Source organism: Aeromicrobium alkaliterrae (assembly GCF_039529015.1).
GTDB classification, from domain to species: domain Bacteria; phylum Actinomycetota; class Actinomycetes; order Propionibacteriales; family Nocardioidaceae; genus Aeromicrobium; species Aeromicrobium alkaliterrae.
In genome coordinates, this window is sequence record NZ_BAAAME010000002.1 from 668533 (window position 1) to 678742 (window position 10210).

The following is a 10210-nucleotide window of genomic DNA, read 5'->3' on the forward strand; positions in this document are numbered from 1 at the left end:
GGGCGGAAACTCACTCGCGGAGGGGCGGGAATTCACTCGCGAGCGGTCAGCCGTTGATGGCGACGTCGGCGGTGATGACGCCGGTGCCGAGCAGGATCAGCACGATCGAGCCCAGCACGATCCGGTAGGCCACGAACGGGGCGTACGACCGCGTGCTGACGTACTTGAGCAGCCAGTGGATGACCGCGATGCCGACCACGAACGCCACCACGGTGCCGAGGATCGTCGGTCCGACGCCGTAGGCGTTGTCGCCGCCCGGGATGTCCTTGAGCTTGTACAGACCCGCGCCGACGACCGCCGGGATCGCGAGCAGGAACGCGTACCGCGTCGCCGCCGCACGCTCATAGCCGAGGAACAGGCCCATGCTGATCGTCGCGCCCGAACGCGACACGCCCGGCACGACCGCCGCAGCCTGCGCGAGACCGAGCATGACCGCGTGCCCCCACGTCAGCTCGTCGATGGGCTTGGCGTTGCGGCCCACCCGCTCGGCGATGCCGAGGACGATGCCCAACGCGATCAGCATCGTGCCGATGACCCAGAGGTTGCGGAACTCGCTGTCGATCAGGTCCTCGAGCAGCAGACCGATCACGACGATCGGCAGAGATCCGATGATCACGAACCAGCCCATCGACCACTCAGGGGCCTGGCGAGCCTCGCGGGAGAACAGGCCGCGCACCCACCCGGACCCGATCGTCCAGATGTCGCGCCAGAAGTACAGGACCACCGCGATCTCGGTACCGATCTGCACGACCGCGGTGTACGCGGCGCCCGGGTCGGACCACCCGAAGAACTTGGGGAAGATCGCGAGATGGGCGCTGCTGGAGATCGGCAGGAACTCCGTCAGACCCTGGATCAGACCGAGCACGAGTGACTGGAGGAATTCCACGTCCGCGAGCCTACCGGCCCGGCAACCGGGTCCTGACTAGCCTGTGCGCATGCAGCAGCGTCGGGTCGGTCACTCGGGCCTTCGTGTGTCGCGGCTCGCGCTCGGCACGATGACGTGGGGGTCGCAGGTCGACCAGTACACGGCGACCGAGCTCCTCGACGGATTCCTCGACGCCGGTGGCACGCTGATCGACACCGCGCCGGTCTACGGCGACGGCAAGGGCGAGCAGGTCCTGGGCGCAGCGCTGGCCGACCGTGGCGTCCGCGACCGCGTGCTCCTGGCCGGCAAGTGCGGTCTGGGCCCTGGGTCCGACGGCGCGCTGCTCGACGCCTCGCGAGGCACCGTGCTCGCCCAGCTCGATCGGTCGCTCCGCGACCTCGGCACCGATTACCTGGACGTCTGGCAGGTCCACCGCTGGGACGACTCCACCCCGCTCGACGAGACCCTCGCCGCGCTCGAGCACGCGATCGACTCCGGCCGTGTGCGGTACGCCGGCATCTCGAACTTCTCCGCCTGGCAGACCGCGCTGGCCCACGAGCGTCTCGCGGGCCGCCCCGCCGGCCACCGCCTGGTCAGCACGCAGGTCGAGTACTCGCTGCTGCGCCGCTCCCCCGAGTCAGGCCTGGTCGACGCGGCCCAGCACCTCGGCCTGGGTCTGCTGGCCTGGTCGCCGCTGGGTCGCGGCGTGCTGACCGGCAAGTACCGCACCGGCACGCCGGCCGACTCCCGCGGTGCCGACGACGGCTGGGGTCGCTGGCTCACCGAGTACCTGCAGCCCGGCCCCGCGGCGGTCGTCGAGGCCGTCGTCCGCGCCGCCGAGGGACTGGGGCACACCCCCGCGCAGGTCGCCCTGGCCTGGGTCCGCGACCGATCGGCCGTCGCGTCAGCCGTCGTCGGCGCACGCACCCCGGCCCAGCTCGCCGAGCTGGTCGCCACCGAGAGCATCGCCCTTCCACCCGAGATCATCCTCGCCCTCGACGACGTGTCGACGGGCCAGGTCTGAGCAGGAGGACACCATGGTCGAGTACGAGTTCTGGGACCTGACGATCTCGCGCACCAAGTCGCGATCGGCGGTGTGCCACATGCTGACCCAGGCCGCCGAGTACCAGGGCTGGGAGCTCCACCGCCTGCACAAGGACCGCACGGGTCAACGCACGGTGCGCCTGCGACGCAAGATCATCCGGATGCGCCCGACCTACGTCTGAGGGCGCGGCGCCACCGGCCGAGGTCGCGACGGGCGCCCTCGGCGGCCTCCATCGACCACCACCACAGACGCGCTCCGAGTCCGCGCGCGCAACGCAGGCGCAGCACCCGCCGCTGGTCGCGGGCGAAGGACCGCTTGTAGCGCTCGTCGCCGCGCAGGAAGTCCACCTCGACCAGCCCGTCCGTGCAGGCCTCGAGGATCGCGTGCATGTCGACGACGGTGCCGCTGTGGTTGAACCGAGGATCCTCCACGTCCCGCGCGACCTGGTAGAAGCTCAGGCGCCGTCCCGTCGTGAACAGCAGCACCACGGCTCCGCGACGATCGCCGATCTCGGCCACCACGACGCGGAGCTCGCCGGCCGCGGCACTGGCCCGCAGCGTCGTGAGCAGTCGCGGCATCTCGCGGCAGAGTCGAGCCCGGTCGGGCCGGGACCCGTGCAGTCGGGCGAAGTCGGCCAGCGCGGCGGGGACCTCGGCGTCCGCGGCCCGTCGGTACACGACCCCTTGCTCCTCGGTCCGGCGTCGGTGCTGGCGGTAGCGCTGGCGTGAGGACGAGGACCGCGTGCCGAGGTAGGCATCAGGATCCGCCGGGAGCGCCTCGAACGGCGCGACGTCGAGCGTCACGACCTCTCCGCCGTCGGCGAAGGCCTGCACGAGGACCGACGTCTCGGCCAGCCCGTGCAGGTCGAGCAGGCGCGAGCCACGCGCGGCGAACCACCCCCGGAGCACCCTCGCGACGTCGTGAGCACGGTCCGGTGTCGCGACGAGGTCCAGATGGTCGGGGCAGAGCGTGCCGTGGCCGAGCACCCGGAAACGCTCGATCCAGAGGCGCCGCTGCCGCGTGAGCGCGAGCCCGCCGACCAGGGTGTCCCCCTCCACCACGAGCACGTAGTGGTCCGACGGACCACTCACCCCCTCGAGCCACCAGGAGCGCAGGAACGGCGAGGGCAGGGCCATCTGTGCCACCAGCTCGTCCCACGGGCCCGCCCACGGCCCGAGCGAGGACACCCGGACGACGCGGATCGTGCGGTCGGTCGTCGCGTCGAGGGTGCTCACGGGCGGGCCAGCAGCTTCTCGAGCGCGCGGCGCAGGCGCGGGCGGACCGGACGCTCGACCCCGTGCGCGACGACGTGGGCCATCAGCAGGCTCAGCAGGAGCGCTGCCGCGAGGGCGGCCAGGTGGCCCGCCACGGGCTGGACCAGGCCGATCATCCACCAGCCCCAGTACTCGTGGAGCAGGTAGAGCGGGTACGTCAGGGCCCCGGCGGTGATCATCCACGGCCGGCCGACGCTCTTCAGGTCGGTCTGCGTGACGACGGTCATCACCGCGACGATCGCGACCGCGAGGACCGCCGCGACGACGCGCGACACCGGGACGTCGGTGTAGGGCTCGGTGTCGGGCACGTTGAAGGCGAGGGTCTGCCGGACCGCCAACGCCGTCACCAGGACCAGGAACGCCCAGCGGAACGCCGTGCGACCGTGCCGGTGCATCAGGTACAGGCACATGCCCGCTGCGAACCACGGTGCGTGCTCGGCGGCCAGGAGGAAGATCAGCTTCTCGTTGCCCAGCAGCGACACCGCGAGGCCCGCCACCGGCCAGCCGACCATGAACCACGTCATGCCCCGGCCCGTGACGCCCAGCGCCACCAGCAGCGCGATCGCGGCGTAGAAGGTCACCTCGACCCACAGCGTCCAGTAGACGCCGTCGACCGGCGCGATCCCGAGGGGTGTCTGGAGCAGCGTCAGGTTGACCAGCACCTGCGACAGCGAGACGTCCTGGTGCAGCTGCGGCGCGATCCACACGAGCAGGGCCGCCGTGGCCAGGACCGCGACCCAGTACGCCGGGAAGAGCCGCGCAGCGCGCGCCGCCGCGAACTGACGCACGCTCCGGTTCTCCACCGACATCAGGATCACGAAGCCGCTGATCACGAAGAACAGCTGCACCCCCAGGAATCCGTAGACCGAGACCTGCGAGAGGACCGGGAAGAGGTTTTGCGCCGACGAGCCCCACTGGTCGTGCTCGCGCGCGACGAAGTGGTAGAGGACGACGGCCAGGGCGGCGAGCAGCCGCGCGAGGTCGAGCAGCAGGAACCGGGCCTCGGGGCGCCGCTCGACGGGCTCCGTCGAGGCGGTGGCCGAGGTCGTGGTCCGGCCTCGCAGACTGATGCGCATACCGACAAGTGCAGGATCGGGTGCCCCCTGATCCCGTCCGACCGGACTTTTCCTCAGGCGATGTCGAGGAAGTCGTCCAGCACGCGGCAGCCGAACTCGAGCGCGTCGACCGGCACCCGCTCGTCGACCCCGTGGAACAGGGCCGTGAAGTCGAGGTCGGCCGGCAGGCGCAGCGGTGCGAAGCCGTAGGACGTGATGCCGTGCAGGCTCCACGCCTTGGCGTCGGTGCCCCCCGACATCACGAACGGCGCGATGTGCGCTCCCGGGTCGTTCTTGTGCAGCGCCACCGTCATCGCGTCGACCAGGTCGCCCGTGAAGGGGTACTCCAGGGCGATGTCGGAAATGTGCGGCTCGACGACGACCTTGTCGCCCACGATCGCCTGGACCGCCGGGACGAAGGTGTCGGCGTGCCCGGGCAGGTACCGGCCGTCGACGTAGGCGACGGCCTCGCCGGGGATCACGTTGTGCTTGTAGCCCGCCTGCAGCATCGTCGGGTTCGTCGAGTTGCGGACGCCCGCTCCCAGCATCCGCACGGCCGGGCCGAAGTGGGCCAGGATCTCGTCGGGGTCGGTGCTGGTCTCGCCGGAGAGCTCGCGGACCTTCGCGAACAGCGCCTGCATCGACGGGCCCGGCTCGGCCGGCCACTCGTGCTCCCCGAGGGCGACCAGGGCCCGCGACAGGTGGACGACCGCGTTGTCGGGTGCCTTCATCGAGCCGTGTCCGGCGGTGCCCCGAGCGGTCAGGCGCATCCAGGAGATGCCCTTCTCCCCCGTCTCGATCAGGTAGAGACGCTGGCCGCCGATCTCGGTCGAGAACCCGCCCACCTCGCCGATCGCCTCGGTGCAGCCCTCGAACACGTCGGGACGGTTCTGCGCGAGCCACTGGGCGCCGAGGACGCCCCCGGCCTCCTCGTCGGCGGTGAAGATCAGGGTGATCGGCCGGTCGGCGATGCGCCCGGCCCGCTGGCGCTCGCGGACGACGGCCAGGGCGATCGCGTCGAAGTCCTTCATGTCGACCGCGCCGCGACCGAAGAGGTAGCCGTCGACGACCTCGGCGGCGAACGGGTCGACCTGCCAGTCGGCCGCCTGCGCCGGGACGACGTCGAGGTGTCCGTGGATCAGGAGTCCCGGCCGGGGCGAGTCCTGGTTGCCCCACCGGGCCACCACGCTCGCGCGGCCCGCGGTGGACTCGATGATCTCGGACTCGATGCCGACCTCGGCCAGCAGCGCGGCGACGTGCTCGGCGGCCTTGCGCTCACCCGGCCCCGAGTCGTCCCCGAAGTTCGAGGTGTCGATGCGGATCAGGTCCCGGCAGATCTCCAGGACCTCCGACTCGGCGGTGCGGGGCTCAGCAGTCGAGGACATGCCTCGATCGTACGCACGACCTGGCGGGACCGCTCAGCCCAGGACCTCGTCGAGGACACGCGAGAACAGCACGTGCGCCGAGCGGCGCTCGAGCCCGGCGAAGACCCTCGGGACGCCGCGGACGTGGGCCAGCTCGCGCCACGTGACGCGGCTGCCGGAGGGGATCTCCTCGACCACGATCTCGGCCCAGCCCGTGACGACGCGGCCCTCCTTGACGAGGCGGCAGCGCCACGGCGGATCGGACTCCACGACGCGCATCGGGTCGTCGAACCGCAGGCGCCCGAGACCCGTCCGCGCCACGAAGCCGTCGGCCGTGCGGGTGATGCGGGTGAGCGGGACGGCGCGGGCGTGACGCGGCCAGTCGGTAACCCGGGCCCACGCCTCCTCGGGTGGGAGGGGCACCTCACGCACGATCTCGATTCCGTCCACGGCACGATAGTAGGCAGCGACGCCGATCCGCGCCGCGTGGAAAGGACCCCATGAGCACCCCACCGTCCGGTCAGGACACCCCGGTCGCGCCCGCGTTCTCGAGCGTCGACGACGTCGTCACGCGTCTCGCGGAGGTCGGCTACCTGGCCTCGGACGCCGTCGCGACGACGGTGTTCCTGGCCGACCAGCTCGGCAAGCCCCTGCTGGTCGAGGGCCCCGCCGGCGTCGGCAAGACCGAGCTCTCGCGCGCCGTGGCCGCCGCCACCGGAGCCGAGCTCATCCGGCTGCAGTGCTACGAGGGCGTCGACGAGGCCCGGGCGCTGTACGAGTGGAACCACGCCAAGCAGCTCCTGCGCATCACGGCGGGCCGCGAGGAGTCCTGGGACGAGGCGCGCTCCGACATCTTCAGCGAGGAGTTCCTGCTCCCCCGGCCGCTGCTGCGCGCGATCCGCAACGACGGACCGACCGTGCTGCTGATCGACGAGACCGACAAGGCGGACGTCGAGATCGAGGGCCTCCTGCTGGAGGTCCTCGGCGACTTCCAGGTCACGGTGCCCGAGCTGGGGACGATCACCGCGGTGCACCGTCCGTTCGTCGTGCTGACGTCCAACGCGACCCGCGAGCTCTCCGAGGCGCTGCGGCGCCGCTGCCTGTTCCTGCACGTCGACTTCCCCGAGTCCGACCTCGAGGAGCGCATCGTGCGGCTCAAGGTGCCCGAGCTCGACGAGGCGCTGGCGACCTCGCTCGTGCGGGTCGTCGAGGCGCTGCGCAACCTGGGACTCCGCAAGGCGCCGTCGATCGCGGAGTCGATCGACTGGGCCCGCACCCTCGTGGCGCTCGGCGCGACGACGCTGGACGCGCAGGTCGTGAGCGACAGCCTGGGCGTCATCCTCAAGCACACCGACGACATCGCGAAGGCGCGCACCAAGCTCGACCTGCCGTCGATCCTGGTATGACCGCGGACCCGGAGGCCCAGGACCTCGCCGGCCGGCTGGTCGAGTTCGTCGACGCGCTGCGCAGCAAGGGGATCCCGGCGGGTACCAGCGAGACCGTCGACGCAGCGTCCGTCATGACGACGCTCGGCTTCGAGGACCGAGGTCGGCTGCGCGAGGGCCTCGCGAGCGCCCTGGTGCGCCGCGGCGGTCAGCGCGAGGTGTTCGACATGACGTTCGACCTGTACTTCCCCGGGGGCATCGGCGTCGGCGCCAGCGCGGCGGAGTTCGACGTCGAGTCGGCCGAGGACCTGCGCGACCTGCTGCTCATGGCGATCGCCGAGGGCGACACCCGGATGATGCAGCAGCTGGCCGAGCTCGCGGTCGAGACGCTCGGCAACGTCGCCACCGCCGGCAGCAGCGCCGGCGGCTGGTCGGCCTACCAGACCCTCGACCGGCTCAACCCCCGCACGCTGACGGCCGCGGCAGAACGCATGCGGGGCGATCAGCGGGGCAACGGCGCGGGTGAGGGTGCCGGTCAGGGTGGTGGCTCCGGCTCCGGTGGTTCCTCCCCCGGCCTCGGCGGCGGCGACGTCGCCGACTCCCTGACCCGCGACGAGGTCCGACGTCTCGTCGACCTCTTCCGCACGATGGTCGAGGCCGAGGCGCGACGGCGTACCGCCGAGGTGCGCGGGCGCGAGCTCGTGACGCAGCACGCCGTGCGCAAGTCCTCGGGTCGGATCGACTTCCTCTCGGCGAACGCCCAGCAGCTCGAGGAGCTGCGCCAGGCGGTCCAGCCCCTCGCGCGCAAGCTCGCGACCCGCCTGTCCGCACGCCGCCGGCGCTCGCGCCGGGGCCGGATCGACATCCGCCGCACGATGCGGCGCGCGATGGGCACCGGCGGGGTGCCGATGCGCCCCGTGCACGCGCCTCCGCACCGCACCCGGCCGGAGCTCGTGCTGCTGTGCGACGTGTCGGGGTCGGTCGCCGGGTTCTCAGGCTTCACGATGCTGCTGGTGCAGGCGCTGCGCGAGCAGTTCAGCAAGGTCCGGGTCTTCGCCTTCGTGAACACCGTCGCCGAGGTGACCGAGATCGTCCGCGAGGGCGGTGAGGTGCGCAAGCGCATCACGGAGGAGGCCCGCATCACCAAGTGGCACACCAGCAGCGACTACGGCGAGTCGTTCCTGGACTTCGTCGCCGACCACATCGACGCCGTCGGACCGCGCACCTCGGTGCTGATCCTCGGGGACGCCCGCAACAACAACCAGGCGCTCAGGCTCGAGGCGCTCCACGAGATCTCGCAGCGGTCCAAGCGGTGCTTCTGGCTCAACCCCGAGCACTCCGGCAACTGGGGCTTCGGCGACTCCGTCGCGCCCGAGTACGCCGAGGTCGTCGAGATGCACGAGTGCCGCACGATCACGCAGCTCGAACGATTCATCACCCGGCTGCTCCCCGTCTGACGCGCCGCTGAGCCTGCGGAGACCTAGCATGGCGACGTGGACGAGATCCGTGACGTCAAGGGCCCGCGGCTGGAGTTCGAGACGCTGCTCGCGCAGATGGTGTCGCGCGCCGAGGAGATGATGGTCTCCCAGTCCCGCCTGCGTGACCTGATCCGCGTCAACCATGCGATCACGAGCGACCTCGACCTCGACTCCGTCCTGCGCCGCATCGTCGAGATGGCGACCGAGCTGATCGACGCCCGCTACGCCGCGATGGGAGTGATCGGCGACGACCGGCGTCTCGAGCAGTTCATCCACGTCGGCATCGACGAGAAGACCGCGGTGCAGATCGGTCACCTCCCGGAGGGCAAGGGCCTGCTCGGCGCGATCATCGAGGACCCGCGCCCCGTCAGCCTCGACACGATCGCCGACGACCCGCGATCGGTCGGGTTCCCCATGAACCACCCGCCGATGGAGAGCTTCCTCGGCGTCCCGATCCGCGTGCGCAACGAGATCTACGGCAACCTCTACCTGACCGACAGCCGCAGCGGCAGCTTCACCCCCGACGACGTCGAGCTGGCCGAGGCCCTGGCCGCCACCGCGGGCATCGCGATCGAGAACGCCCGCCAGTTCGACGAGTCGATGTACCGCGAGCGCTGGTCGCGCGCCCTGGCGGAGGCGGCGCGCGGGGTCATGATCGACGAGGAGGGCGAGCAGGTCCCCCAGCTGCTCGAACGGATCCGCGACGTCATCGAGGCCGACGTCGCCCTGATCTGCACGATCGACCCGGAGATCGACACGCTGCTGGTCGAGCAGGCGGTGGGCGAGCACACCGGCGTCCTGCTGCAGGCTCGTGTCCGGCCCGTCGACGAGTCCTTCGCGAAGACCTTCCTCGACGGCGAGCCGGTCGTCATGAACCGGACGCACCTCGTCGTGACCACCGCCGACGGCGAGTGGCCGATGAGCTGCAACTTGGTGATCGTGCCGTTCGCCAAGTCCGTCGGCCGCAGCACCGCGCTGTGCGTCGCCAACCGGGCCGGCGGCGAGGTCTTCACCGATCGCGACGTCCAGATCGTGAACTCGTTCACGAGCCACGTCGGTGTCGTCCTGGACCGCATGGAGGTGCGTCGCACCCGTCAGCGGGTCGCGATGCTCGAGGACCGCAACCGCATCGCCCGCGACCTGCACGACCACGTCATCCAGCGACTGTTCGCCACCGGGCTGGGCCTGCAGGCGACGGCCTCCAGCATCGAGGGAGCCGCCGGGCGGCGCCTGTCGGACCTGGTGCACGAGATCGACGGGGCCATCACCCAGATCAGGCAGAGCATCTTCGCGCTCAACCACGAGTCCGAGCTCACGGGGTCCACGCCGCGCTCGCGCATCGTCTCGATCGTCGAACGTCTCGGCGAGCACCTCGCCCGCCGTCCGACGATCGTCTTCGCCGGCCCGATCGACCTGCTGACCGACGCCGAGCTGTCGCACGACGTCGAGGCGGTGGTCAGCGAGGCGCTGACCAACGCGGTCAAGCACGCCGAGGCCCACTCGATCGACGTCGAGGTCGCCATCAGCGACGGCAGCATCACGGTCTCGGTGCTGGACGACGGGATCGGCCCTGGCCCGATGTCGCGACGCAGCGGGCTGTCGAACCTGGAGATGCGGGCGCGCAAGCACCACGGCGTGTTCGCGGTGGCGGAGCGGCCGACCGGCGGCACCGACCTGCAGTGGTCCGGCCGGCTCCGCACCTCCTGACCCCGCACCTCCTGACCCCGCACAGAGCAGCGCCCCG

At 71.3% G+C, this 10210-nt stretch carries 10 protein-coding genes; 5 read left to right on the forward strand and 5 right to left on the reverse strand.

The features are described 5' to 3' along the window. Positions 1–46: 46 nt before the first annotated feature. Entirely contained in the window at positions 47–886 is an 840-nt protein-coding gene (locus ABD127_RS04460; RefSeq protein ID WP_344198140.1) for an undecaprenyl-diphosphate phosphatase, read from the reverse strand. Positions 887–935: 49 nt separating this feature from the next. Between ABD127_RS04460 and ABD127_RS04465 the strand changes: the two genes are divergently transcribed. Both ABD127_RS04465 and ABD127_RS04470 read left to right on the forward strand, forming a co-directional pair. Then, entirely contained in the window at positions 936–1889 is a 954-nt protein-coding gene (locus ABD127_RS04465) for an aldo/keto reductase (RefSeq protein ID WP_344198142.1), read from the forward strand. Between the two features lie 13 nt (positions 1890–1902). Next, a complete protein-coding gene (locus ABD127_RS04470) occupies positions 1903–2091 on the forward strand; it encodes a DUF5703 family protein (RefSeq protein ID WP_229054023.1) in 189 nt (62 codons plus the stop codon). Here the strand turns inward: ABD127_RS04470 and ABD127_RS04475 are convergent. The 4 genes from ABD127_RS04475 to ABD127_RS04490 are packed head-to-tail and all read right to left on the reverse strand — an operon-like array spanning position 2063 to position 6053. Further along, on the reverse strand, positions 2063–3145 hold the full coding sequence (locus ABD127_RS04475) for a GNAT family N-acetyltransferase (RefSeq protein WP_344198148.1): 1083 nt from the start codon (positions 3143–3145) through the stop codon (positions 2063–2065). The two genes, ABD127_RS04470 and ABD127_RS04475, sit on opposite strands and share 29 nt — an antisense overlap. Continuing rightward, on the reverse strand, positions 3142–4260 hold the full coding sequence (locus tag ABD127_RS04480) for an acyltransferase family protein (RefSeq protein ID WP_344198150.1): 1119 nt from the start codon (positions 4258–4260) through the stop codon (positions 3142–3144). Before ABD127_RS04480 ends, ABD127_RS04475 begins: the two co-directional genes overlap by 4 nt. 53 nt (positions 4261–4313) lie before the next feature. Next, on the reverse strand, positions 4314–5624 hold the full coding sequence (locus ABD127_RS04485; RefSeq protein ID WP_344198152.1) for a M20/M25/M40 family metallo-hydrolase: 1311 nt from the start codon (positions 5622–5624) through the stop codon (positions 4314–4316). A gap of 33 nt (positions 5625–5657) precedes the next feature. Further along, on the reverse strand, positions 5658–6053 hold the full coding sequence (locus ABD127_RS04490) for an SRPBCC family protein (RefSeq protein ID WP_344198154.1): 396 nt from the start codon (positions 6051–6053) through the stop codon (positions 5658–5660). 50 nt (positions 6054–6103) lie between these two features. Here ABD127_RS04490 and ABD127_RS04495 point away from each other — a divergent pair, with 50 nt between their 5' ends. The 3 genes from ABD127_RS04495 to ABD127_RS04505 are packed head-to-tail and all read left to right on the forward strand — an operon-like array spanning position 6104 to position 10173. Continuing rightward, positions 6104–7009, forward strand: coding sequence for an AAA family ATPase (locus ABD127_RS04495; RefSeq protein WP_344198156.1), 906 nt, complete (start codon positions 6104–6106; stop codon positions 7007–7009). Next, complete coding sequence (locus tag ABD127_RS04500; RefSeq protein WP_344198158.1) at positions 7006–8445, forward strand: VWA domain-containing protein; 1440 nt, start codon at positions 7006–7008, stop codon at positions 8443–8445. Before ABD127_RS04495 ends, ABD127_RS04500 begins: the two co-directional genes overlap by 4 nt. A 36-nt stretch (positions 8446–8481) precedes the next feature. Beyond that, positions 8482–10173 carry a sensor histidine kinase gene (locus ABD127_RS04505; protein WP_344198160.1) on the forward strand — a complete coding sequence of 564 codons (1692 nt, stop codon included), beginning with the start codon at positions 8482–8484 and terminating at the stop codon, positions 10171–10173. Positions 10174–10210 lie beyond the last annotated feature (37 nt).